The sequence below is a fragment of the Paraburkholderia sp. PGU19 genome, assembly GCF_013426915.1.
In the GTDB taxonomy this organism is placed as follows: domain Bacteria; phylum Pseudomonadota; class Gammaproteobacteria; order Burkholderiales; family Burkholderiaceae; genus Paraburkholderia.
Genome location: NZ_AP023179.1, coordinates 1,805,228 through 1,830,801 on the forward strand (window position 1 = coordinate 1,805,228; position 25,574 = coordinate 1,830,801).

15 protein-coding genes, 2 tRNA genes, 3 rRNA genes and 1 pseudogene are annotated in these 25,574 nt (G+C 60.0%); 12 read left to right on the forward strand and 9 right to left on the reverse strand.

What is annotated here, in order from left to right; translation table 11 throughout:
* Positions 1 to 120: 120 nt before the first annotated feature.
* From H1204_RS08325 to H1204_RS08335, 3 genes are all read right to left on the reverse strand, one after another.
* Positions 121 to 708 (reverse strand): hypothetical protein, encoded by a 588-nt coding sequence (locus H1204_RS08325; protein ID WP_180730731.1) that lies wholly within the window; start codon positions 706 to 708, stop codon positions 121 to 123.
* Between the two features lie 224 nt (positions 709 to 932).
* Complete coding sequence (locus tag H1204_RS08330; protein ID WP_180730732.1) at positions 933 to 2,651, reverse strand: pyrrolo-quinoline quinone; 1,719 nt, start codon at positions 2,649 to 2,651, stop codon at positions 933 to 935.
* 188 nt (positions 2,652 to 2,839) lie between these two features.
* Complete coding sequence (locus tag H1204_RS08335; RefSeq protein WP_180730733.1) at positions 2,840 to 3,877, reverse strand: hypothetical protein; 1,038 nt, start codon at positions 3,875 to 3,877, stop codon at positions 2,840 to 2,842.
* Between the two features lie 928 nt (positions 3,878 to 4,805).
* On the opposite strand from H1204_RS08335, the gene H1204_RS08340 reads away from it, so the two are divergent.
* From H1204_RS08340 to H1204_RS08370, 7 genes are all read left to right on the forward strand, one after another.
* Positions 4,806 to 6,731 carry a hypothetical protein gene (locus tag H1204_RS08340; protein WP_180730734.1) on the forward strand — a complete coding sequence of 642 codons (1,926 nt, stop codon included), beginning with the start codon at positions 4,806 to 4,808 and terminating at the stop codon, positions 6,729 to 6,731.
* Between the two features lie 535 nt (positions 6,732 to 7,266).
* Positions 7,267 to 8,795: ribosomal RNA gene (locus tag H1204_RS08345) — 16S ribosomal RNA — on the forward strand.
* A 65-nt stretch (positions 8,796 to 8,860) separates the two neighbouring features.
* Positions 8,861 to 8,937: transfer RNA gene (locus tag H1204_RS08350), tRNA-Ile, on the forward strand.
* 51 nt (positions 8,938 to 8,988) lie between these two features.
* Positions 8,989 to 9,064 (forward strand) — tRNA-Ala (locus tag H1204_RS08355).
* A gap of 307 nt (positions 9,065 to 9,371) precedes the next feature.
* Positions 9,372 to 12,249 (forward strand): 23S ribosomal RNA (locus tag H1204_RS08360).
* A 147-nt stretch (positions 12,250 to 12,396) separates the two neighbouring features.
* Positions 12,397 to 12,510 (forward strand): 5S ribosomal RNA (gene rrf / locus H1204_RS08365).
* The 16S, 23S and 5S rRNA genes sit together here with 2 tRNA genes alongside, the layout of an rRNA operon.
* A 254-nt stretch (positions 12,511 to 12,764) precedes the next feature.
* Entirely contained in the window at positions 12,765 to 13,373 is a 609-nt protein-coding gene (locus H1204_RS08370) for an aspartate/glutamate racemase family protein (protein WP_243468582.1), read from the forward strand.
* A gap of 45 nt (positions 13,374 to 13,418) precedes the next feature.
* Here H1204_RS08370 and H1204_RS08375 read toward each other — a convergent pair whose 3' ends face one another.
* Positions 13,419 to 14,738, reverse strand: a complete 1,320-nt coding sequence (locus H1204_RS08375) for an MFS transporter (protein WP_180730736.1) — start codon at positions 14,736 to 14,738, stop codon at positions 13,419 to 13,421.
* A gap of 353 nt (positions 14,739 to 15,091) precedes the next feature.
* Between H1204_RS08375 and xylB the strand changes: the two are divergent.
* Positions 15,092 to 16,557 (forward strand): annotated as a pseudogene (gene xylB / locus H1204_RS08380) (xylulokinase).
* A gap of 60 nt (positions 16,558 to 16,617) precedes the next feature.
* On the opposite strand, the gene H1204_RS08385 reads toward xylB, so the two are convergent.
* From H1204_RS08385 to H1204_RS08395, 3 genes are read right to left on the reverse strand one after another with little or no spacing between them, the layout of a single operon-like run.
* On the reverse strand, positions 16,618 to 17,193 hold the full coding sequence (locus H1204_RS08385) for a DUF1349 domain-containing protein (protein WP_180730737.1): 576 nt from the start codon (positions 17,191 to 17,193) through the stop codon (positions 16,618 to 16,620).
* A gap of 51 nt (positions 17,194 to 17,244) precedes the next feature.
* Positions 17,245 to 17,784: a cytochrome b gene (locus tag H1204_RS08390; RefSeq protein WP_180730738.1), complete on the reverse strand. Its 540-nt coding sequence runs from the start codon at positions 17,782 to 17,784 to the stop codon at positions 17,245 to 17,247.
* 12 nt (positions 17,785 to 17,796) lie between these two features.
* Positions 17,797 to 18,867, reverse strand: coding sequence for a catalase family peroxidase (locus H1204_RS08395; protein WP_180730739.1), 1,071 nt, complete (start codon positions 18,865 to 18,867; stop codon positions 17,797 to 17,799).
* 218 nt (positions 18,868 to 19,085) lie between these two features.
* Between H1204_RS08395 and H1204_RS08400 the strand changes: the two genes are divergently transcribed.
* Positions 19,086 to 19,427, forward strand: coding sequence for a DUF4148 domain-containing protein (locus tag H1204_RS08400; RefSeq protein ID WP_180730740.1), 342 nt, complete (start codon positions 19,086 to 19,088; stop codon positions 19,425 to 19,427).
* 92 nt (positions 19,428 to 19,519) lie between these two features.
* On the opposite strand, the gene H1204_RS08405 is transcribed toward H1204_RS08400, so the two are convergent.
* Entirely contained in the window at positions 19,520 to 19,843 is a 324-nt protein-coding gene (locus H1204_RS08405; RefSeq protein ID WP_007734131.1) for a DUF1330 domain-containing protein, read from the reverse strand.
* Positions 19,844 to 20,236: 393 nt separating this feature from the next.
* Between H1204_RS08405 and H1204_RS08410 the strand changes: the two genes are divergently transcribed.
* The gene (locus H1204_RS08410; protein ID WP_180730741.1) at positions 20,237 to 21,103 is read left to right on the forward strand and encodes an EAL domain-containing protein; all 867 of its coding nucleotides are present in this window, start codon (positions 20,237 to 20,239) and stop codon (positions 21,101 to 21,103) included.
* Between the two features lie 4 nt (positions 21,104 to 21,107).
* On the opposite strand, the gene H1204_RS08415 is transcribed toward H1204_RS08410, so the two are convergent.
* The gene (locus H1204_RS08415; RefSeq protein WP_180730742.1) at positions 21,108 to 21,557 is read right to left on the reverse strand and encodes a hypothetical protein; all 450 of its coding nucleotides are present in this window, start codon (positions 21,555 to 21,557) and stop codon (positions 21,108 to 21,110) included.
* Between the two features lie 455 nt (positions 21,558 to 22,012).
* Between H1204_RS08415 and H1204_RS08420 the strand changes: the two genes are divergently transcribed.
* Together H1204_RS08420 and H1204_RS08425 are read left to right on the forward strand one after the other, a co-directional pair.
* On the forward strand, positions 22,013 to 23,449 hold the full coding sequence (locus H1204_RS08420; protein ID WP_180730743.1) for a TldD/PmbA family protein: 1,437 nt from the start codon (positions 22,013 to 22,015) through the stop codon (positions 23,447 to 23,449).
* Positions 23,449 to 24,792 (forward strand): metallopeptidase TldD-related protein, encoded by a 1,344-nt coding sequence (locus tag H1204_RS08425; protein WP_180730909.1) that lies wholly within the window; start codon positions 23,449 to 23,451, stop codon positions 24,790 to 24,792. The genes H1204_RS08420 and H1204_RS08425 overlap by 1 nt, the downstream gene beginning before the upstream one ends.
* Positions 24,793 to 25,574 lie beyond the last annotated feature (782 nt).

The following is a 25,574-nucleotide window of genomic DNA, read 5'->3' on the forward strand; positions in this document are numbered from 1 at the left end:
GACGCGCGAGTAGCGGCGCCTTCAAACGCGCGTTGAAGCGAAGTGTTGAAGCGGCGTGACGGCGCAATTGAACAAACGGCGGCGTGCCGTTTGTCTTTCGTCGCATGAATGAGGCGTGCGCTAGCGTGTGTAGTAGCCGCGCTGCTGCATGCACTTCGCGTAGGCGGTCCAGTAACGGACCATCGGCGGCTCGGGTGGAGGCGGTGGCGGCATGGCCGCCAGCGAAGCCTCCGACGGCATGCTGGCTCCAGAAGCCGCGAGCGCACCCGATGCAGGCATCGCGCCCGAAGCCGCGAGCGTGCCCGAAGCACCCGATGCCGCTGCAACCGTCGACGGAGCGGCGACCCCGCTCGCACCGCTGGCTGCCGTTGCCGTCGCTGCCCCGCTTGCGCCTGCTGGGGCGGACGCCGCCATCGCGCCCGATGCCCCCGAGGCGCCCATCGCGGAAGGCAAGGGCGGATTGACAGGCGAGGGCGCAACGATAGGCCGCGGCGCGACGGCGGCCGCCTTGCCGGGTGGCGGCGGACGTTGCGACTCGTGCGCCATGTTCACGTGCGTCGTCTTGTTGGCATCCGCGTAGCACGCGGCCGTGTCGACGGCCTGTTGTCCCGGGCTCTGGCTGCGTCCCGGATAGGTCAACGGCTGCTGCGCAACGGATGCGCCGCTGACGACGAAAAGCGCGATTGCAGCATGGGCGAAGCGTGTCATAAGCGAGCGGACTCCCTGGCGAAGTCTTGGTCTTGTCGGCGCGGATGCGCGTCGCGAGGTACGCATGAAGCCATGACGTGCAACATGGCCGTCGGGGCCAGTCAGGCCATCGCAGGCCGAAGGATAGCTATTCCAGCATATCGCCTCGCAGCGGCGCAGCACGCCAGAAGCACGCCATTCGTCGCCATTTTCCGTGCTGCAACGCGATATGGGTCACAGCATGATCAATGCAGCAGGCCGAACACGGCGACACCGTTGGTCGCGCCGACGTAGACCTTGCCGCGCGAGATCATCGGTGTGATGAATTTGTTGCCCGCGCCCCACTGGTCGCGGGTTCCCGCCTGATTGCTGTTGTAGAGTTCGCTCGCGAGATTGGTCGCGTCGTACGCGTGCAGCGCGCCCGTCGTGCCGTTTTCCGCGGCCCACAGTATGGCGTTCGAGGTCCCGTTCGCCGATATCGCCGGGACGGCGCCCGGATAGGCGAAGGTCGTCGGGCTCTTCGACGCAGCCGTGCTGGCCACCATCGCATGGGTGACGGGCAGCGCCTTGATGTTGTCGTTCAATGCGCCGTAGTAGACGGTGCCGTTGAAATAAGCGGGCGAGCCCCAGATGCCGCCCGCCAGCGTGCCCGTCAGCACCTGCCAGATGTTATTCGAGGTCGCGCTGAATTTGCCCATCGCGTCGCGATCGACGACATAGATCTTGTTGTCCTTGCCCGCCGCTACCGCGAGATGCTTGATGGTGCCGTCGGCAGCCTTCTGATCGGGCAACAGCATCGCACCGCCCGAACCGAAGTCGCCGTCGACGTTTGCGAGTTGCACGACGTCGAGCGGCGCGAAGTAGTCGGTCACCTTGAGCGGGCTGGCCGACAGCTTCATGAACGAATTGCCATAGTCGCTATCGACGGGGAAGCCGTTGGCATCGAGCGTCGTGCCGAACGTGCCGTTGCCGTCCACCAGATAGATGGACGTGCCATCCGACGCCATGCCCGAGCCCGCCATCCACACCGATCCCTGATGGCCGTTCGGCGCGACGTTGACGACGCCTGTCTGCTGCAGCGTGTCGGCGCTATAGCTCATGATCCAGCCCGTGTAGGCGCCCGCCATGCAATGCGCCGTCCAGCCCATGAAGATATTGCCGTTCACGAGCGTCAACGCGGCGCGCTCCGTGTGCAGCGAAGGATCGAATGTCAGCACACCGTTGACGCTGTTGCCGCCCGTGCCTTGAGCGGTCGCCGCGATTTCGGTCGGGCCGCCGAAGAGTTCGGCGCCGCTCGCGAGATCGAGTGCATGCAGGCGGTGATGAAGCCCGCCGCTCGCATCCTTCGTCATCGCGACCGCGTACAGCACGCCATTCGGGCCACGACTGCGGTCGATCACGGGCGTCGACGTAATGCCAATTTCCGGCGTGATGTCGTTGCAGCCGCGATTGTCGCTGGGTGTTTCGTTCGTGCCCGTCAGCGAGACTTTCCACAATTGCGCGTAGTTGTCGGCGTCGTACGCGTAGACGCTGTTGTGCTCGGTCACGACATAGATCACGTTGTGCGTCGCGCCGTTGATGGACAGACTCGTGACCGACAGCGGCTGGCCGTCCACCTTGCCGTCGGCATGCAGAAACGCGAGTTTGCCGAACGTTGCCGAATTGACGTTGGATAGTGTGAGCGTCGTCTCGGCGAGCATTTGACCGGTGCGTGCGAGATCGTTGTGATGTGTCAGCACGTCGGTGGCGACTGACGCTGTCGGTGCCGCGCTGCCGCCCGAACCCGATGTGCCTGTGCCGCCAGTGCCGGCGCTATTGGCGCTCGCATTGTCTGACGAGCCGTTGCCGCATGCTGTGCAAAAGAGCGCGAGCGTCAGTGCGACGGCAGCCTTGCTGACGCGTGAAAGCGCGCGAGCCGTATTGCTCGTCGAAGAGGCCAGGGATGCTGACAGCTGTCGATGCATACGCGTGTCTCCCCACGCCCCGATGAGCGTCCTCGCATGAAGGCATGCGGGTTTTCGCTGTTCCATGCGGCGCTTGCCAAGCTTTCCAATGGTAAGAACGACGGCGCACACTCAGGCGACATCGCTTCGTCTCTTTCCGCCAGGCGGTTGCATTTCTCGCGATGGCGCAATGACGGCGATCGGGAAAGCTAGTGCTGCCGATAGACTTGCGAGTCGTCGTTCTCGGGCAATGTGGCGGGACTCTCGGGTGGAGACCAGGCCTGAAAGGTGGGAAGAGGCGGGTACGACACGGGCTTTGAGGCCGTTTTGACGGGCGTGCGTCGTGCCGCGAAGGTGGTCGTGGTGGCCTTGGCTGGCGGGGTCTTGCTCGCGACCTTCACGGGCTTGCGCGGACTTTGCGCGTTCGCTTGCGCACAAGGCGAACGCGGGCCGCACGCGGCATTCGCCTGCTTCGTGCTAGTTCGACTTTCATGTTGTGGAGCCGTCGTGCTGTGAGCGCGCATGGGCGTCACGCTGGCGAGCTGGTGTGCGTGTGGCGCGGGCTGAGGCAGGGGCGGCGCAAGTGGCTTTGCTGCAAGCTGTTTCGTCGGTTTCGCAGGCGTCTTGCCTGGCGTCGCAGGTGGCGATGCGGGTGCGGTCGTTACCGGCAAGCTCGGCGTGCTGCTAGCGAGCGTACTGCCGTGCACGTTAGCGGACTGATGAGCGGCGGCGCCTGCCATGACGGCCGTATCGGTTACGTCGCGGCTGCGCAGCGCTTCGATCTGGTCTCGCAGGCTTCGCGCGAGTTCTTGCGTGCGATCGGCGATGGTCGGTCGATCGTGACGCGGCATCGCGCGCAGTTCGTTCTCGGTAACGATGCGGCGCAAGCGGCTTTGCATCGCATCGCGTTGCGTCAGCGTAATGTAGGTGCCGAATGCAATCGCGAAGCCGAGCAGCACGACTGCGGCGCCCGTGCTCAGTTTCCAGTCGGGCGTACCGACTGATGTGGGTGCGGCGATACGGCGCGGCCTTGGCCTGATGCGCCTGAAAAGTGGCGGATAAGTCGGTAGCGTGTCGGCCGCATCATCTGCCGCCCGGTTCGCGCTTGCATGAGGCACTGAAGCGTCGAGAGGAAATAGCAAATCGAGCGGCGGCGCAGGAGGGTCTCGCTGCACCACAAGTTTTGTCTCCTGCGTCGTGTCGCATTGCTCATGCGGCGGCACGGGACGCTTGCGAATCGTGTCCATGGACAGACTCCCATGCCGGCACGCGTGACGGCATCGCACATTCTTCTCGTTGGCAACCATCGTGCGCAGGACATGGCCTTGTCACGACGCAACGCGTCGCACGTAATCGCAATGGTCGTTATGCAATATGAGTCAGCTTTCGCAAGAGGTCAATAAAACTCCGCTATTCGATTGAAAAAAGCCGGTTTGCGTGTATGTGAAGCGCGACAAACAGATTGAATGTCGCGAATTGGGCGAGCAAATCGCCAATCCCAACTGATTCACGTGATTCGGAAAATCACCAGAAAAGAATTCGTCGTGCGATGCGTGCCTTTCAAAAAACAAAAAATAAATCAACGAAAAAATATCTAGCTGTTTTTCGCCATTCATGTTTCCCTATTTATAGATCTTTGAAAGGTTGAGCAATTTCCGACATCGGAAACGTGCACCCCGTGCAACTTTGATTCGTTACTTATCACCATGTGGGCGCTAGCGCATAAAATGAACCTGATTAATCTTCATACGTTACAAAGAGTTACCCCGTTTCAGCAGACGTAAGCATGATCGTTCGGTAGGATTCGGCCTTGCAAAAAAGAGTCGGATATACGGATGTATTGGTATGAAGGCTGGGAAGGCCGTCACACGGCGCTCCCGGTTTAAAGCTGATTAATGGCCGCGTATATCGCGTTATTTATCAGACATTATCCTGATCTGCTTTGCAGTTACATCTGGTTGCAATCGGTTGAGCACGGCCTCACTCGCACTGAAAAATGCTGCGGGCATGCAGGAAATGCGCTGCTCCAAATTACCGGCACCCCCGGCGCACCGGCAGTCGACGCAGTAAGAACGACTCCGCGTGCAAGACAGCCAACCCAGAAATTCAGCCTACGCGTTCGGGCATTTTTGCCAGGCGTTTTCGGACGGATTTCGATTGCCCATTCGTACTTCCATGAAAGCCAATTTACTTCTTGTTTCGTCATCGATAGCGGTTCTTCTCGCGGGCTGCGGCGGTGGCGGCGGCAGCGACCCGGCCGGCGCCGGCGCATCGGCCAATAGCGGTTCTCAAACGTCCGCGATGTCCGGTGCCAATGCGACGGCCAACGGCAACACCACGGGCAACATCAGTTGCGTATCGCCTTCGACGGCGAGCGCGTCGGCAGGCGGTCCGTTGATTTCCGCCGATACGACGAGCGGCGACGGCACGCGCCTGTTCGCGTCCGGCGCGAGTTTCCCGCTTGTGTTCACGACGAACACGAGCAATGCCGACACGCTGAACTGGTCGATCAACGATACGACGGGCCGCGTCGCGGCTAGCGGCAGCTTCGCGGTGCCGGGTGGCGCAGCGACGACGACCCTGACCTGCAATTCGACACTCGCGGGTTACTTCGCGGTGGCCGGCAGCCTGAAGGCGGGCGGTGGCGCGTTGCCCCAGGCCGGCACGCGTCCCACGGGCATCGCCACGTTCGGCGTGATTCCGAACCTGAGTGGCATCGTGCCCGCCGTGACCTACACGAAGCAGGAGCAGCACCGCTTCGGCATGCAGGGTGCGAACGATCGCGCAGCGGTGCTCGCTGGTCTCGGCATCACGCAGACGATCGACGACCGCCAGATGTCGGTGATGGAGCCGAATGGCGCGAACACCTTCGATCCGTCAGCGAACAATCTCGACCCGTTCTATACATCGGGCAACGTGATGCGCCTGATCCGTCTGGATGGCACGCCGGGATGGGCGTCGAAGTCGGGTGGCGTGGAGGACTTCACGACCTTGCCTAAGGACATGTCGTACCTGCAGAACTACATGAACCGCGTCGGAACCGAGTCGAACGCAATCCGCCTCAAGTACTTCCCGACGCAGTCGGCGAACTACTATCAGGTGACGTGGGAGCCGAATCAGTTCTGGACGGATACGGATGCCAATTTCGTATCGCTGTACCAGTCGGTCTATCAGGGCATTCACTCGACCGATCCGGGCGCTGTCGTGATGGGTCCGGCGGACGCGTTCCCGAGCCTCACGAACAGCCGTCTGCAACGCATTGCCTCGCTCGGTTACGGCAAGTACATCGATGGCGTGGCGACGCACGGCTACTACGATGCGGGCACGTCGCCGTCGCATCCGCCTGAGCGTCTCGCGACCGACCCCGTCGCCGCGAATGCCGCGAATGCACTGAACAACTCGATGCGCACGCTGCGCACCACGATGCTTAACCAGTACCGCTCGGGCATGAAGCTGTATCAGACGGAAGTGGGCATCAGCTACGACCTCGGTTCGCAGTACGGTCCTAACTATCCAACGGGTAACGTGCTGTTCGCGCAGGGCGCCGTCGTCGCGCGCACGCACATCATCCTGCTCGGCGAAGGCGCGGACGTTTCGTACGTTTTCTATGGTGCGGACTATCCGGGCGAAGTGGGCTATGGCACGTTCTTCGATCTGTCGAACGCGCAAGGCTCGTTCGGTGCGACCAACATCAGCCCGAAGCCGGCCGCCATGGTCGTGAGTGCGATGTCGCGCATTCTGGACGGCACGAATACGCTTGGTCCTTTGAAGAACACGCCGTCTGGTGTCTATGCTTATTCGTTCCAGCAGGTCAACAATGGATCGGTGATCACCGCCTTGTGGACCCACAACAACGATGCATGGAGTGCAAGCGCGGGCTTCAGTTCGACGTATAGCGCAGCGTACAGCCTTGCAGTCGATGCGCCGGGCACGAGCGGCACGGTCAAGGTGCTCGACATGATGGGCAACCCGATGACGCTGAACTACACGAACGGCACGCTGAATCTGAATCTGACGGAAGCGCCCATTTATGTGGTGTCGAAGAATGCAGACGTCGCGAAGAGCAACGTGAACCCGCCGCCGGGCTACGTCGGTTCTTAAGCGAAGTGGCGCATGCGGGTGAAGGAGTTGACGTTGCCCGCCGGGCCGGTAGTTCTTGTGAAAAAAGCGTGCGGAGGTTCCGCGCGCTTTTTTCTTTTGTGCGATTTGCGTTGTGTCCGACGCAGAGATCTTCTCTGCAATGTGCGCTAAGCCTTTGATTGAATAGGTGAGTACATTGCAATTGAGAGTGAATGCGTGTGTCTAATAAAGTGGCATCGCAAACTTTTCGTAGATCGTTCGAAATAAGTGCTTGACAGCCCCCTGGGGGTTCCGCATAATTCGGCCTCTCCAAACGACGGAGACGCAAGAAAGCAGCAGAAAACAGCGGCTTTTTAGCGAATGTTCTTTAACAATCAACAGCCGATAAGTGTGGGTGCTCGATGGCGAGCGCGCGGTGATCTTCGGGTCACTGATAGCGAAAGTAATCGAGTCTCACACGGAAGTAATTGAGGAAGGTTCGAGAAATCGAAACTTTCGTCAGTGATTTTGAGTGAGCGACCGGGTTCGAAAGAGCCCGAAAAACAGTAACAGGTTTGAACTGAAGAGTTTGATCCTGGCTCAGATTGAACGCTGGCGGCATGCCTTACACATGCAAGTCGAACGGCAGCACGGGAGCAATCCTGGTGGCGAGTGGCGAACGGGTGAGTAATACATCGGAACGTGTCCTGGAGTGGGGGATAGCCCGGCGAAAGCCGGATTAATACCGCATACGCTCTGTGGAGGAAAGCGGGGGATCTTCGGACCTCGCGCTCAAGGGGCGGCCGATGGCAGATTAGCTAGTTGGTGGGGTAAAGGCCTACCAAGGCGACGATCTGTAGCTGGTCTGAGAGGACGACCAGCCACACTGGGACTGAGACACGGCCCAGACTCCTACGGGAGGCAGCAGTGGGGAATTTTGGACAATGGGGGCAACCCTGATCCAGCAATGCCGCGTGTGTGAAGAAGGCCTTCGGGTTGTAAAGCACTTTTGTCCGGAAAGAAAACCGCTTCTCTAATACAGAGGCGGGATGACGGTACCGGAAGAATAAGCACCGGCTAACTACGTGCCAGCAGCCGCGGTAATACGTAGGGTGCAAGCGTTAATCGGAATTACTGGGCGTAAAGCGTGCGCAGGCGGTTCGCTAAGACCGATGTGAAATCCCGGGCTTAACCTGGGAACTGCATTGGTGACTGGCGGGCTAGAGTATGGCAGAGGGGGGTAGAATTCCACGTGTAGCAGTGAAATGCGTAGAGATGTGGAGGAATACCGATGGCGAAGGCAGCCCCTGGGCCAATACTGACGCTCATGCACGAAAGCGTGGGGAGCAAACAGGATTAGATACCCTGGTAGTCCACGCCCTAAACGATGTCAACTAGTTGTCGGGTCTTCATTGACTTGGTAACGAAGCTAACGCGTGAAGTTGACCGCCTGGGGAGTACGGTCGCAAGATTAAAACTCAAAGGAATTGACGGGGACCCGCACAAGCGGTGGATGATGTGGATTAATTCGATGCAACGCGAAAAACCTTACCTACCCTTGACATGTACGGAATCCTGCTGAGAGGTGGGAGTGCCCGAAAGGGAGCCGTAACACAGGTGCTGCATGGCTGTCGTCAGCTCGTGTCGTGAGATGTTGGGTTAAGTCCCGCAACGAGCGCAACCCTTGTCCCTAGTTGCTACGCAAGAGCACTCTAGGGAGACTGCCGGTGACAAACCGGAGGAAGGTGGGGATGACGTCAAGTCCTCATGGCCCTTATGGGTAGGGCTTCACACGTCATACAATGGTCGGAACAGAGGGTTGCCAAGCCGCGAGGTGGAGCCAATCCCAGAAAACCGATCGTAGTCCGGATCGCAGTCTGCAACTCGACTGCGTGAAGCTGGAATCGCTAGTAATCGCGGATCAGCATGCCGCGGTGAATACGTTCCCGGGTCTTGTACACACCGCCCGTCACACCATGGGAGTGGGTTTTACCAGAAGTGGCTAGTCTAACCGCAAGGAGGACGGTCACCACGGTAGGATTCATGACTGGGGTGAAGTCGTAACAAGGTAGCCGTATCGGAAGGTGCGGCTGGATCACCTCCTTTCCAGAGCTTCGCGCTTAGAAGTTGAGCGCTCACACTTGTCGGCTGTTAATTGAAGACAGGCTCAGGGGTCTGTAGCTCAGTCGGTTAGAGCACCGTCTTGATAAGGCGGGGGTCGATGGTTCGAATCCATCCAGACCCACCAGCGTCTTGTCTGCGGTGGCTGATCGCAAAACCCCCTGTGTACTGTATGACTGGGGGATTAGCTCAGCTGGGAGAGCACCTGCTTTGCAAGCAGGGGGTCGTCGGTTCGATCCCGTCATCCTCCACCAATTCCCAATGCCTAGCGTTCAGTGTGAACCGAGTGCTATGCATTGGCGATTGAGCCAGTCAGCGAATGATGTAAGGCATAGCGCTTTATATCGGCTGTCGTTCTTTAACAATCAGGAAGAAGTAGTAAAGAGATTCACGAAAGCGTGCTTAGAGATGGGCGCGTGAGTAGGTGAATCAGGGTTGTGATTGTATCAATGTATTTTTTGAGTTCATCGAAAGACGAACCTGGAATACGGCACAACGCGAATACTCAACCTGTAGCGAGTGAGTCTGGCGTGGCAACACGAAGAGACACACCCGTTATAGGGTCAAGCGAACAAGTGCATGTGGTGGATGCCTTGGCGATCACAGGCGATGAAGGACGCGGTAGCCTGCGAAAAGCGGTGGGGAGCTGGCAAACGAGCTTTGATCCACCGATATCCGAATGGGGAAACCCGGCCCGTATGGGTCATCCATGGCTGAATACATAGGCCATGTGAAGCGAACGCGGTGAACTGAAACATCTAAGTAACCGCAGGAACAGAAATCAACCGAGATTCCCAAAGTAGTGGCGAGCGAAATGGGACCAGCCTGTACTCTTTATCTTCGTTGTTAGCCAAACGCTCTGGAAAGTGCGGCCATAGTGGGTGATAGCCCCGTAGGCGAAAACAGTGAGGAAGAACTAGGTGTACGACAAGTAGGGCGGGACACGTGAAATCCTGTCTGAAGATGGGGGACCATCCTCCAAGGCTAAATACTCGTGATCGACCGATAGTGAACCAGTACCGTGAGGGAAAGGCGAAAAGAACCCCGGGAGGGGAGTGAAACAGATCCTGAAACCGCATGCATACAAACAGTCGGAGCCTCGCAAGGGGTGACGGCGTACCTTTTGTATAATGGGTCAGCGACTTACATTCAGTGGCGAGCTTAACCGATTAGGGCAGGCGTAGCGAAAGCGAGTCCGAACAGGGCGATTCAGTCGCTGGGTGTAGACCCGAAACCAGGTGATCTATCCATGGCCAGGATGAAGGTGCGGTAACACGTACTGGAGGTCCGAACCCACTAACGTTGAAAAGTTAGGGGATGAGCTGTGGATAGGGGTGAAAGGCTAAACAAACCTGGAAATAGCTGGTTCTCTCCGAAAACTATTTAGGTAGTGCCTCGTGTATCACCTTCGGGGGTAGAGCACTGTCATGGTTGAAGGGTCCATTGCGGATTACTTCGCCATAGCAAACTCCGAATACCGAAGAGTGCAATCACGGGAGACAGACATCGGGTGCTAACGTCCGGTGTCAAGAGGGAAACAACCCAGACCGCCAGCTAAGGTCCCCAAATATGACTAAGTGGGAAACGAAGTGGGAAGGCTAAAACAGTCAGGAGGTTGGCTTAGAAGCAGCCACCCTTTAAAGAAAGCGTAATAGCTCACTGATCGAGTCGTCCTGCGCGGAAGATGTAACGGGGCTAAGTCATATACCGAAGCTGCGGATGCGTGCTTGCACGCATGGTAGGAGAGCGTTCCGTAAGCCTGCGAAGGTGCGTTGAAAAGCGTGCTGGAGGTATCGGAAGTGCGAATGCTGACATGAGTAGCGATAAAGGGGGTGAAAGGCCCCCTCGCCGTAAGCCCAAGGTTTCCTACGCAACGTTCATCGGCGTAGGGTGAGTCGGCCCCTAAGGCGAGGCAGAAATGCGTAGCTGATGGGAAGCAGGTCAATATTCCTGCACCAGTGTGAAATGCGATGGGGGGACGGATCGCGGAAGGTTGTCCGGGTGTTGGAAGTCCCGGTCGCTGCGTTGGAGAAGGTGCTCTGGCAAATCCGGGCACGGAATTCAAGGGCGTGGCGCGAGCTCTCTAGGGGGCGAAGCAATCGGAAGGGGTTCCAGGAAAAGCCTCTAAGCTTCAGTTTCACATTGACCGTACCGCAAACCGACACAGGTGGGCGAGATGAGTATTCTAAGGCGCTTGAGAGAACTCGGGAGAAGGAACTCGGCAAATTGGTACCGTAACTTCGGGATAAGGTACGCCCCTGTAGCTTGAGCCCCTGCGGGGTGAGGGTGAAGGGGTTGCAATAAACTGGTGGCTGCGACTGTTTAATAAAAACACAGCACTCTGCAAACACGAAAGTGGACGTATAGGGTGTGACGCCTGCCCGGTGCCGGAAGATTAAATGATGGGGTGCAAGCTCTTGATTGAAGTCCCGGTAAACGGCGGCCGTAACTATAACGGTCCTAAGGTAGCGAAATTCCTTGTCGGGTAAGTTCCGACCTGCACGAATGGCGTAACGATGGCCACACTGTCTCCTCCCGAGACTCAGCGAAGTTGAAGTGTTTGTGATGATGCAATCTCCCCGCGGCTAGACGGAAAGACCCCATGAACCTTTACTGTAGCTTTGCATTGGACTTTGAACCGATCTGTGTAGGATAGGTGGGAGGCTATGAAGCGTGAACGCCAGTTTGCGTGGAGCCGTCCTTGAAATACCACCCTGGTTTGTTTGAGGTTCTAACCTTGGCCCGTGATCCGGGTCGGGGACAGTGCATGGTGGGCAGTTTGACTGGGGCGGTCTCCTCCCAAAGTGTAACGGAGGAGTACGAAGGTACGCTAGGTACGGTCGGAAATCGTGCTGATAGTGCAATGGCATAAGCGTGCTTAACTGCGAGACCGACAAGTCGAGCAGGTGCGAAAGCAGGTCATAGTGATCCGGTGGTTCTGTATGGAAGGGCCATCGCTCAACGGATAAAAGGTACTCTGGGGATAACAGGCTGATACCGCCCAAGAGTTCATATCGACGGCGGTGTTTGGCACCTCGATGTCGGCTCATCTCATCCTGGGGCTGTAGCCGGTCCCAAGGGTATGGCTGTTCGCCATTTAAAGAGGTACGTGAGCTGGGTTTAAAACGTCGTGAGACAGTTTGGTCCCTATCTGCCGTGGGCGCTGGATATTTGAAGGGGCTGCTCCTAGTACGAGAGGACCGGAGTGGACGAACCTCTGGTGTACCGGTTGTCACGCCAGTGGCATCGCCGGGTAGCTATGTTCGGAAGAGATAACCGCTGAAAGCATCTAAGCGGGAAACTCGCCTTGAGATGAGATATCCCCGGGGCTTCGAGCCCCTTGAAGGGTCGTTCAAGACCAGGACGTTGATAGGTCAGGTGTGGAAGCGCAGTAATGCGTTAAGCTAACTGATACTAATTGCCCGTAAGGCTTGATCCTATAACAGGTGTGTCTTACCCCGAGAGGGTGAGCGGAACACACAGGTTGAGATCGGTGTTGTGCCAGAAACAACACAACCCATCCCCTCTTTACGCTTCTTCCAGATTGGCTGTGGCGCACCACAATGCGACGCAGCAACCCGTCATGCCTGATGACCATAGCGAGTCGGTACCACCCCTTCCCATCCCGAACAGGACCGTGAAACGACTCCACGCCGATGATAGTGCGGATTGCCCGTGTGAAAGTAGGTAATCGTCAGGCTCCTTACCCAAGACAAGACCCCGCCCTCAAAAGCGGGGTCTTGGCGTTTGTAGCGTATGTTTTAACGTCGCGCCCAAGCGGCCCGCATGCAACAGCGACGAGCGTGCCCGCATTTCCTCTTGATCCGATCGTATCCGCGATACTGCCCGACGTCGCTAGTGTCGCGACCTCGCCGCGCACCTGTGCGAAACTGCTCGACTCGACCTGGAGAGAAAGCAATGCGCATCGCGTGCTTACACACGGCGGAAAGTAACGTGGCGGTGTTCGACACAGTGGCACAGCAGTTGAATCTGCCACGGGGCTCGCTCCACCATGAAGTGCGCGCTGACCTCCTGGCAGCTGCAGAACTCGCTCGCGCGCTTACCCCGGACATCGAACGTCAGACTTGCGATGCTCTGTTGAACCTGGGGCGCCGTGCGGATGCAGTACTTCTCACATGTTCCACCCTAGGGCCCTGTATCTCGGTCGTATCGACCGATGCACCCGTCCCCATGATAAGAGTCGACGATGCATTGGCAGAAGAGGCGACGCGCGCTGGCGGCAAAGTGATTGCGCTATGCGCTGTTGAGACGACGCTAGCGCCGACTGCACGCATATTTACGGACGCTGCGAAGCGATCTGGGGCTGAGGTCGAGATCCGGCTGGTGCAGGGCGCCTGGCGGCTGTTCAAAGCGGGCGAACAGGATGCGTACCTCGCGAAGATCGCTGCCGCAACGGAAGACGCCTACCTGGACGGCGCCACCATTGTCGCCTTGGCTCAGGCATCCATGGCGGGCGCCGCAGCGTTATTGAAACGAGCGATGAAACCGCTCACCAGCCCGGCAAGCGGTCTCGTCGCCGCGATGAACGCCTTGCACCCATAAAGGCGTTTCAATCCGGCAAAAGACACACCACGGAGATGCAACGCTTCATCGAACCGCACGCGTCTCATGCGTAAACCTGAGCGTCACAACAGTAATCGCGCCGAGCACCATCAGGAAGATCGAAACTGGCCAGTAAGCGTGATAACTGGCAAGCAACGCGGTTGCGATCAGCGGCGACATTCCGCCAGCGAAGATCGACGCCACTTCATGTCCAAGCGCCACGCCTGAATAGCGCACTTCGGTGCTGAACAGTTCACCGACAAGCGCGGGCAACGTACCGATCATCGCGCCGTGACAAACGGCTGTGCCGAGAATCAGCGCCAGGTAGATCCACGGCGCCTGGTGCGTATCGAGCATCCAGAAGAACGGAAAGGCCATCACGACCAATCCCACCGCGCCGATCATGTACACAGGCTTTCGACCGATGCGATCGGACAGACGTCCCCATGCCAGCATCGCGCCCATTTCGACCACCATCGCCAGCATGACGCCCGTCAACATCACCGAGCTGGAGATACCCACAAACTTTCCATACACAAGCGAAAACGCGAGAAAGATATAAGCGCCGCCGTTTTCCGCTACGCGCAGCCCCATCGCCATCAAGATCTCTTTCGGATGCCGCTTGATGACCTCGACGACGGGCATATGGGTTTTCTCTCCACGCTTTTCGGTCTGCTCGAAATCCCGGCTTTCCGGCAGGCTGTGCCTGATATAGACGCCAATAGCAAAGATCGCGATGCTCGCGAGAAAGGGCAGCCGCCAGCCCCAGCTGATGAACGCATCGTGCGGCAGCGACTGCGCCGCGAGAAATGCAGCCGACGACAACACGAATCCGCCGCCCACGCCCAACTGGCTCCACGCCGCGTAATAGCCGCGTTTTTCGGGCGGTGCGCTTTCGCTGATCATCAATACGCCGCCGCCCCATTCGCCACCCGATGCAACGCCTTGCAGCAGCCGCAATACGACGAGCGCCACGGGCGACCAGATACCGATCTGCGCATACGTCGGCAGCAGTCCGATCGCGAACGTCGCGATACCCATGATGAGCAGCGTCCAGACGAGCGAAGCCTTGCGTCCATAGCGGTCGCCGATATGGCCAAAGACGACGCCGCCCAACGGCCGCGCGACGAAGCCCATGGCGAACGCGGCAAATGCGCCGAGCGTGCCGATCAACGGATCGGCGCCCGCAGGAAAGAACAACTGTCCGAACACGAGCGCGGCCGCCGTGCCATAGACGAAGAAGTCGTACCATTCCATCGCGTTGCCTGCGACGGACGCTACGACGATCTTGCGCAACGTCCTGTCTTCAAGCGGCCGGACAGCGTCAACGCGGCCGGTCGCGTGCGTGGGTTCGATGGAAGCCATGGTGGATCGCATAGATGTAGTGGGGGATTGCCGTTGAGTGTCTGCCGCGCGTTTCAATCGGTCAAATTCATCGAAAAAGGGAGATGTCATCAGCCACGCAAATGTGGGACGAATCGTTCTCAGTCGTCCCGTTCAGGGGCACCGTGGTAACGTCTCGTTTCAACGAGTCGAACGAGCGCCGGCCATCGCAAGCCGGCGGACCATGGAGAAGACATGCTTGCCCACGGGAGAGTCGCGCTCGCGCGCCCCGCGCCAGCTGCTCCAGCTCTTGCTCGGTGAACACGTAGCCGCGCTGGCGCGTCGTCGATGTTCAGCATGCGGCGTCCACTCATGCCAAATAGTGAGGACGTGCAGTGACTTTCCTTGGAATCGACCTCGGCACCTCCGAGGTGAAAGTAATTCTGACCGATGACGCGTCCACGACCCTCGCGACAAGCGGTGTGCGTCTGGACGTAGCGCAGCCGCATCCGCACTGGTCGGAGCAGAATCCCCATGCATGGTGGCAGGCGACGCTCGATGCCGTTGCCGCCGTGCGTGGCGCGAATCCCGGCGCATTCGCGGCGCTGCGCGGCATCGGGCTCTCGGGACAGATGCACGGCGCGACGCTGCTCGACGCGAAAGGCGAAGTACTCAGGCCGGCGATACTCTGGAACGACACGCGCGCGTTCGCGGAATGCGCGGAACTGGAAGCACTCGTGCCTGAATCGCGCGAGATCACGGGCAATCTGGCGATGCCAGGTTTCACCGCGCCCAAGCTGCTTTGGCTCGCAAAGCGCGAACCCGACGTATTTCGCGCCGCGTCCAAAGTGCTGTTGCCGAAAGACTATCTCGCGTGGCGGCTCACAGGCGATTTCGTGTCCGACATGTCGGACGCATCGGGCACGCTATGGCTCGACGTCGCGAAGCGCGACTGGTCCGACCGCATGCTCGCGGCGACGGGATTGACGCGTGCGCACATGCCGCGCCTCGTCGAAGGCAGCGCGAGCGCTGCGCAGCTGAGCGAGGCCTTGCGGCGCGAGTGGGGCATTGCCGGTCCCGTCGTGCTATGCGGCGGCGCTGGCGACAACGCGGCAAGCGCGATCGGCATGGGCGTGGCGGAAGCGGGCAGCGCGTTTCTGTCGCTCGGTACATCGGGGGTGCTGTTCGCGGGCACCGATCGCTTCGCGCCGAATCCCGCGCAAGGCGTACATGCGTTCTGTCATTGCTTGCCGGACCGCTGGCATCAGATGAGCGTGATTCTGTCGGCGGCATCGAGCCTTGGGTGGCTATCGAAAGTCGTGAACCGCGAAGTCGGCAGTTTGCCCGAGCTCGCGAGCACGGCCAATCCCGCCACTGCGCCGATCTTTCTGCCCTATCTGAGCGGTGAGCGCACGCCTCATAACGATGCGAACGCGCGCGGCGTGTTCTGGGGTTTGACGGGCGCAAATACGACGGGCGATCTCGCGTACAGCGTGATGGAGGGCGTTGCGTTCGCGATGGCCGATGGTTATGCCGCGCTGCAAAGCGCCGGTACGACGTTGCAGAGCGCGTCGTTCATCGGCGGCGGCTCGCGCAGCCCGTTCTGGGCCAATCTGTGCGCGACGGCAACGGGCATTACCATGCATCGTCACGAAGGCAGCGACGTAGGCGCGGCGCTCGGCGCAGCGCGCCTTGCACGGCTCGCGGTGACGGGCGAAGCGATCAGCGATGTCTGCCTTCCGCCCCGACGCTCGAGTCCTGCGAGCCCGATCGCGCACAGGCTCCGTTGCTTGCGCACAGGCTTGCGCGCTATCGCAGCATTTATCAGGCGCTCAAGGCGAGTTTCGCGGAACCGGCGTGAAGCGCGCACAGCGCGGCGCGCTACGAGGCATAGGTCGTGTGCGCCGCGCGAACATGAGGCTCAACTCAGATCGTGCAGATCCTTCTGCAACGGTACGCCTGCCGTGAAGCGGGAGAACTCGACATTCAATCCGCCGCGTTCAGGCGTGCAGCACACGGGGCCAACGAAGTAGTGCGCGGCCAAAGGAAAAGGCGCAAGCCGCAACAGAGGCCACGTCGTTCCGTCGATTGAATACTGCACCCGCAGCACGCCTTGCGCGACGGTTGCGCGCATCCAGAAGCCATCCGTCGCCGCGATGGGCGCACCGATGGCCCAGTCCGACTGGCCGACCGTCAATACGCTGCTCATCATCAATATGCCGTCGGTGAATTCGACACCCGCCTTCAGCCAAGTCGACTCGTCGATGCGCACCATCAATCCCGCCTGATCGTAGAGCGCATGAAACTGCCCGCGCACGCGCACCTGCGCGGTGAAATCGCCTTGCGTGCGGACTCCGAAGCAATGACCCGAATCGCGCGTGAAGCCGTAGTGCGTGTTGCGCCAGAAGTCGGTTTTCGGATCGGTCATGACGTTGAGCGTGTCGCCCTCGAGTGACCATGTTGACGGCTCATTAAACCATTCGCATTGTTCGAACACGCGATGCCTCCTTTGTGTCGCAGACGAGGCCATCGCGACGCACAGAAAGGTCTAGCGTCCGCCGCGAGCCATGCTAGAGAATACGCCGTCGCGGCGAATGAGGGCATGATAGAGGGCTGCCGCGATATGCGCGAGCACAGTCGCGAACAGCGCCAATGCGAGCCACGTATGCATCGCGCGCAACAGCGCGAACAGATCCACGTTTTGCGGCACGATGGCGGGCAGATGCCAGGCGCCGAACAACATGACGGGATAGCCGCCTGCCGAGAGCATCGCCCAACCGATCAACGGCATCGCGATGAATAACCCATACAGCACGAGATGCGATGCGCTGGCTCCGAAGCGCTGCAATGCGGGCATATCGCCGGGCAGTGCGGGGCTGCCGTTCTTCAAGCGCACGGCGACGCGAATCAGGGCGAGCACGAGCAACGCGACGCCAAGCGGCCGATGCAGTGCGATCAGCGTCGCATGCGCGTGCGAGACGGTCGCGACCATCGCGACGCCGATGAATAGCATCGCGAGAATCAGCACAGCCATCATCCAGTGCAACAGGCGCGCGAGCGGAGAGAAATGGCGAGAGGTGTTCGTCATGGTGCGTTCCGTTCAGGGTTGCGAAGTAGCGGGCGCGTGATGCAGCGCTTCTTCCCGTGTGCGCCGCTGATACGACACGGCATAGGCCGCCGAGCGCGCCGCGAGCAGTGGATCGTCAGAAGGCTTGATGCCGTCGGGCAATACAGTCGGATCGAAGTTCACGTCGCGGCACACGCCATCCGCTTGCGGCGCACTGTGTTCGATCACGACGGTGCCTGCGTCGATGCGTTGCCGGTCAGTGGGCCATTGCAGCGTCGCGTCGTTGGTGGGGTCGCCGGCGTTCGCCACCGTCACGATCAGATGCCAGCGCACGTTGCCGTGCTTCAGTTGTTCGTCGAGTTGTTGCGACAGAAAGTCGGGATCGTTCTTCTCTTGCGGGTCGACGGGCGCAAATGGCGCTTCCGGCTCCACGGACCAGCGCACCGCGCGCTCCTGGCCACTCGCGTCGGTAAAGCGGAACGCGTTGATGCTGTAGTACGCGGCATTGCCCAAACTGGACGATGCCGGATGCGTTTTCACCCATTGCTGAAACGGCTGCGTTTCGGGGTGCGATGCATAAAACGCCTTCAGCTTCGCGGGATCCGGCTTGCCCGTCTTCGAATCCGGCTGTGCAGCGACGAGTTGCTGATAAAACTGCTCGGGCGTATGCACGGCGAACACGGGCGTCGAATTCATGGCTGTGCGCCATTGCTCGCCATCGCGTTGTGTGAAGCGTAGTGCGAAGCTGCGAACCGGCACGCTGGCGTCGGGCGCTGATGGATTACCACCGGGAATCGCAAAGCGGCCGATGACGGGCGTGCGGCCCGGAGTGAAAACCTGCGCGCGCGATATCGACGCCGCATTGCCGTTGCTGTCGAAATAGCCCTCTACACAGAGCCCTTTCGCGTGATTTCGGCGATAGCCCGGGTGCGGGCCGCTATTCGCCTGGAACTGGTTGATGATGCGATACGTCGTGAGGCGTGAAGGCGTGAGCCAGCCGGCCGCATACGCGAAAGTGCCAGCGAGCGCGACTACCGCTGCGCCGATCGCGGCGAAGCGGCATGGCATGCAGCGGGCCGTCGACGCTCGGGACTTTGAATTCATCACGAATGCTCCTTTCGTTTCTGATGGTGACGTGCTCAGGCCGTCAACACAGAGGAGCGGTGTTTATTCCCGGCTCACGCGAGAATTTTTTTCTGCAACGGTCGATGTGAGCAAGCAAAAAAGTTGGGAATAGATTTCGACATCGCTTTGTTCATCACAGTGAAGCGCCACACATCCTGTGACGCATCGACGTCACCTCACCACTGAAGGAGCTGGAAATGAAAAAGCTTGCACTGTTGACTGTTTCGATCGCCGCACTCGCTTCGACGGCATTCGCATCGAGCGCATTTGCGCAGGAGAAGACGCGCGCCGAAGTCCGTCAGGAACTGATCCAGGCCGAGCAGAACGGCTCGCAGTTCGTGACCGACACGTCGTATCCCGAAGTCTCGCCCATCTATCAGCAACAGGTCGCTCACCAGAAGGCTGCGCAGGAAAGCGAAGGCGCCGGCATGGCGGGCACGCACGCCGCGGGAACGCGGATGCCCGCCACGGGCGCGAACACAGGCATGTCGACATGCGTCGGTCCCGTCAGTTATTGCTCGGTGTATTTCGGCAGTTGATCGCCATGCCGGGTGAGGGGTGGCGTTTTCACGTTGCGACTCCACGCAGTGAAGCGCACCCCGCTTATCCGCGCGTGCTTATCCATGTGCGTTTACCCGCACAACACATCCGTCGCGACGTGCGAGGCCGGCACCGCGTCGATCAGAATCACATCGCCGATCGAATTGTCCGTGCGCAGCGGCAGGATTGCCTGATAGGCGGCGGATCGGTACCATGCGCGCGCGAGATCGCGATTCGGAAACTCAATGGCGACCAGGTCGCCGCGCCAGTTGCCTTCGAGCCGTTCACAACGGCCGCCATGCAGCACGAAATGGCCGCAATAGGGCGCAAGCGTCGCGTCGATGCGCTTCAGGTACTCGACGATCTCCACACCCATCTTCACTTCATGCAGGTGCGCGACAGCAAACGTTGACATGCTGCTCTCCCGGTCGTTGACGAATGACGCCAGCATATCGACCGTCGCGAAGCGAATCGATTACCTGTGAGGTAATGCCGCGCGCAAAAGCGATTCGCACATGAAGCACTTTTGACAGTCGGTATTCTGCGCGGGTAAGCGCGGAGCAACCCGATGCAATGCGAGCCGGGCCGCGCGCCGCGTTCCGCGTACGCCCGGCTCACATGTTTCGCGCACGAAACGTTGTTACGCTTTCTTTCCAGACCGCGAATCCGTGCGATCGTCCGTAGAATGAGGCGCCATGCGGGTTCCAGCGCGGTTGTCAGGAAACGGCGAACCCATGGTATGAAACGTGCGTCGATTGGGGAAAAGCCAATCCCATCCACACATCAATAAATACGGTCCTCCCATACGATGGATGCTCGCCACGCTACCGCTGCCGATCGCGAGGATGATGACGCCCGTGCGACGACGCGCACGAACAACACGATGCACACGCCGCGCCTGATGAACCAGCTTGAACAACGCGTGAGCGAAGGTCTTCTCGCCGGTGAATTCCGGCTCGCGTTTCAAGGCATCTACGATGTGCAGACAGGCAAGCTCGCACGCGTTGAAGCGCTGATCCGCTGGATGCATCCGGACTACGGCATGCTGTTGCCCGATGCGTTTCTCGTCGCGCTCGATCATCCCCTTGTTGCGTTGCAACTGACCTATCACGTGATCGATGGCGCGTGCCGGGCGGTGGCGCATGCGCAGCGCCAGGGGCAACGGGTGTGTCCAATCGCCGTCAATGTGCCGCCGCGCGTCGTTGCCGACGAGCACTTTCCCGCCACCGTGATGCAGATCGCGCGTCTGCATGGCGTCGAGCCCGATCTGCTCGAACTCGAACTCGTCGAAACGGAAGACTCGACTCGTCTGCTGGCTGCACCGCCGTTGACGAAGCCGTTGCGCGAAGCAGGCATGCGTCTCGCAATCGACGACTTCGGCACCGGCTATTCGTCGCTCGCGCTGCTGAGCACGATCGATGTCGATACGGTGAAGGTCGCGCGCGAAATGCTCGATGGCGTGCCGGACTGTCCGCGCGCATCAGCCGTCGCATCGGGCGTGCTGTCGATGCTCGAAAGGCTGAATGTCGCGGTAGTGGTGGAGGGCGTCGAAACGAAGGCGCTGGCGCGCTGGCTCGGGCAATGGCCGAAGGTGCTCGCGCAGGGCTTTTTCTACGCGCGCCCGACCTTCGATTACGCCGACGTTCCTGTTCAGGAGCGATACGCGGCGCTGTAGTGCCTCACGCCTGTGTATTGACGATGCCGCCCGTCGACTTGCCCGATGAAGAAAGAATCAGTTGAGCAAGCTCGGCCGTGGCCGTTTGCAGCGCCGCTGAAATCGACATCGCCTGCGCACTCAATGAAGCGACCATCGCAGCGCCTGCCCCCGCGCTATCCGTATTCGCCTGCTGCTGCGCGCGGGCCATCTGCTGTTGCACTGCCGACAGCTTCTGCTGCAATGACTCGATCAGCGCCTTCAACTGCTTGATAGCCGCATCCTGAATGCTGTTGCCACCCGTCGATCCCGCAGACGACGCGCCTTGCGCACCCTGTGCGCCGGACGCGGCGGCGGAAGTCGAGGCGGGTTTTGCGCCACTCGTCGTGGATGTACCCGATGTGTCCGTGGCCGCATCGGCCGTAAGGGTGCTGGAGATTGCGGTGCTGCCTGAAAGATCGTTCTGGATTTGCATGGGCAGAGGCTCTGTTCGTTGAAGAAGAAACCGCTTGTCCGTGATTACGGCATGGGTCAGTACCTTCTTGAGCGACTTGATGTTTGTCAAAGAACATCGCGCCCATACGATGCGTCAAGCGAATCTCGCGTGTACATGTCGCTCGCCGCGTTCAGAAATGCATCATTTTGCGCGCGGGTTCGGCAGAAGAAAGTATGTGAAAGGCACGCGCGGCACGCGAAAAAAAGGCCTTTGCTTGCATGCGGCGGCACCGATGAATGTGCAGTGGCAAACAATCGAACGGGATGAATGTGCGCCGGGACACAACGCGAGAAGAGGATGAAGACAAGAGGGCACAGCACGTGAGCCGCTCGAATAGTGCGCATCGCGTACGATATGGCATTCGCGTGCGAACCCATGCGCCTGACCGGCGCATTGATGTTCGCATGGGCGCATGACATTCGTGAGGCAACCCCATGGTCGAATCCTTGTTGAGCCGCTTGCCGCGCGCGTTGCGTACTGACGCGGACTTCTGGTCGGTGCGTATCGTGAACGAACGGACCGACGATCACGTTGTACGCAACGACATCGCGCAACCGCTGCGCATCGTGAGCGATCGCGGCGCGATGCTGGTCGCGTGGTGCGGAAGGGGCGCGGGCTATGCCGCCACGGCGGATCTGTCGGAGCGTGGCCTGCAAGCCGCGCTCGATATCGCGACCCAACGCGCCAAGGCATGCGCATCCGTATCGCTGATCGATCACACGCGGATCGCTCGGCCCGTCGAAAGCGGCACCTATGAATCGCCCGCCGCCGCACAAACGCTGCCGGGCCGGCGCGAATGGCTGGAACGGCTGCAGCACGAATGCGCGGCAGCGAACATCGACAGCCGCATTGTCGAGCGTACTGCGGCCGTGCAGCTCACGCACAGCGAGCAGACGTATCTGACGAGCGACGGCATACGCATCGATCAGCACTTCCGCTTCATGCTGCCGCAGATTTCCGTGACGGCACACGCGGACGGCGTGACGCAGGTGCGCACGCTCGGCGGAGATTACGGCACGCTCGCGCAAGGTGGTGTGGACGTGCTCGCGCATTTCGGCTTCGACGGCGCGGGCGCGCGCATCGCAGATGAAGCGCTGCAACTGGTGGCCGCGCCGAACTGTCCGTCGGGTCGGCGCGATCTGCTGCTGATGCCCGATCAGATGATGTTGCAGATTCACGAATCGATCGGCCATCCGCTCGAGCTCGACCGCATTCTCGGCGACGAACGCAACTTCGCGGGCTGGAGCTTCGTCAAGCGCGAGCACTTCGGCTCGTATCGCTACGGCTCCGCGCTGCTGAACGTCACGTTCGATCCCGACCTGCGCGAAGAAGCCGCAAGCTATGCGTTCGATGACGACGGCACGCGCGCGAAACGCGAGTACCTGATTCGCGACGGCGTGCTGATGCGGCCGCTCGGCGGGGCGCTGTCGCAGCAGCGCGCGCGGCTTGCGGGCGTCGCGAATTCGCGTGCGTCGAGCTGGAACCGGCCGCCCATCGACCGCATGGCGAATCTCAACATCGAACCGGGAACCAGCGCGCTGGAAGACATGATCGACAACATCGAAAGCGGCATCCTGATGCGGACCAACACGTCATGGTCGATCGACGATCATCGCAACAAGTTTCAGTTCGGCTGCGAATACGGCCAGCTGATCGAGAACGGCAAGCTCACGCAAGTTGTGCGTCAGCCGAACTATCGCGGCATCTCGGCGAGCTTCTGGCGCAGCCTCGTGGCCGTCGGCAATGAAGCGACGCGCGGCGTGTACGGCACGTCGATGTGCGGCAAGGGCGAGCCGATGCAAATCATCCGCGTCGGCCATGCTTCGCCAGCATGCGTGTTCAGCAATGTCGACGTATTCGGAGGCGCATGATGCATGACAACCATTCATCCGCTTCTCGCACGCATTTCTTGACGCTCGCGAACGAGATCGAACAGCGGCTAACGGCGAATGAGATCGCGCTGACGTCGTTTTCCGCCGAGCAGTCCGACTTCATCCGCTTCAACGAAGGCAAGGTGCGCCAGTCGGGCCACGTATCGCAAGCCAGTATCACGTTGCGACTGATCGACGGACAACGTCAGGCCTATTCGACCTTCACGCTATGCGGCGACACCGGCACGGACACCCACGCGATCGCTCAGACGCTGACGGCATTGCGCGAAGGCCTGCGCGATGCGCCCGACGATCCGCATCTTCTGTTCGACACGACGGTCTGGTCGGAAACGACGCAACGCGCAGGCACGTTGCCTTCGCCCGATACGTTGCCGCTCATCGTCGCGCAGTGTGCACTCGGACTCGACTTCGTCGGCTTCTATGCGGGCGGCACGATGGCGCGCGGTTTTGCTTCGTCGCTCGGCAGCCGTGGCTGGTATGAAGTCGAGAACTTCAATATCAGCTGGTCGCTGTACGACGCGAGCGGCCGCGCAATCAGGAGCCACTATGCGGGCGACAACTGGAGCGATGCCGTATTTGCAGGCAAGGTGGAAGAGGCCGCTGCGCGTTTGCCTGTGCTATCCCGCGGGCCGCGCATGCTGACGCCGGGCCGCTACCGCACCTACTTCGCGCCCGCTGCGTTGCGCGAGTTGCTGGAGACGGCCTCGTTCAGCGCCTTCTCCGCGCGCACACAAGCGACGGCGCGCAACGAGTTCTATCGTCTGAACATCGGCGAAGTTGCGCTCGATCCGCGCGTCACGCTGACGGAAGATCTCACGCTCGACATCACACCGCGCTTCAACGACGACGCCTATCAGAGGCAGAGCGTTCCACTCATCGAAGCAGGGCGCGCCGTTGCCCAGTTGACCAACGCCCGCACGGCCCGCGAATACGCGCTCACACCGAATGGCGCGACGGCGAGCGAAACACCGTCCGCGCTGTCGATGCAAGGTGGCGATCTCGCGCAAGCCGATGTACTGCGCGCGCTCGACACGGGTCTCTATATCGGCAACCTCTGGTACGTGAACTTCTCGGACCGGATGAACTGCCGGATGACGGGGATGACGCGCTTCGCGACCTTCTGGGTCGAGCAGGGCCGCATCGTTGCGCCTGTCGATGCGATGCGCTTCGACGACAGCCTGTACCGGCTACTCGGCAGCGAACTGGAGCGCATCGGCGCAGAGCCCGAACTGCTCCTGAACGACTGGACATGGGGTGAGCGCGCGACGGGCGGCATGAATCTGCCGGGTCTGCTCGTACGCTCCTTCGATCTGACCTTATGACGCCGCGCGTCGCGGCTTGAAGAGAAGCGGCGTCTGCGCACACGCGCAGCGCCGGCGTCCCGGGCGGTATGAAGAATCCATCGATTACCCCGTCAATGTGCGTTATTTCGCATCGCTAATCACATTGCGATGGGTTGCTCGCGGTGCCATCAGGGACCGCGCCTGTCTTCGTCTTTGATTGTGCAGCGAGACAATACCCGACGCTCGAACACAGGCTCTGTGCGCTGGCGCACATCGAATGCAGACAGCCTTATGTGCGCTAACGCACATTGCTGTGTACGTGTTGCGACACTTGCGGCATGCGTGAACGGCGCGTTTTCTTGCGCATACAGCTGGAAGTGTTGAATCTCTCTGCACGTCTCAATCGATTTCATAAGGAATCGCCAACGCGATGCGCGCGAGACCGCGCAATCTTTCGCGCATCGCTTGCCTCAGACGAATTCCGCCCGCTGTGCACGCCGTTTCAGCTTTGAATCAAAGCCGGCTGCTGTTGCAACGCACAAGCATGTTCTTTGCTGGGCATGCTTTTGCGTCCGATGAATGCGATGGTTTCCATACCCAATCCGTACTCCGAAAATTGATTCGTATTGCTTGTCGAGTTCAGCGATGAAACGTTTTTGACGTTTTACAGGTCGCCTGCAAGCGCGCTTTTGTAGCGAGCCCTTAACCAGGAAGGTTGAGAGGGGTGCTGGTACGGACCTCGCTATAAGCCTCGCCGCGCAATTGGACGGGGCCGGTGCGCGACGCAACAACTGGCCATCGAAACAAGACGCTGTACTCCA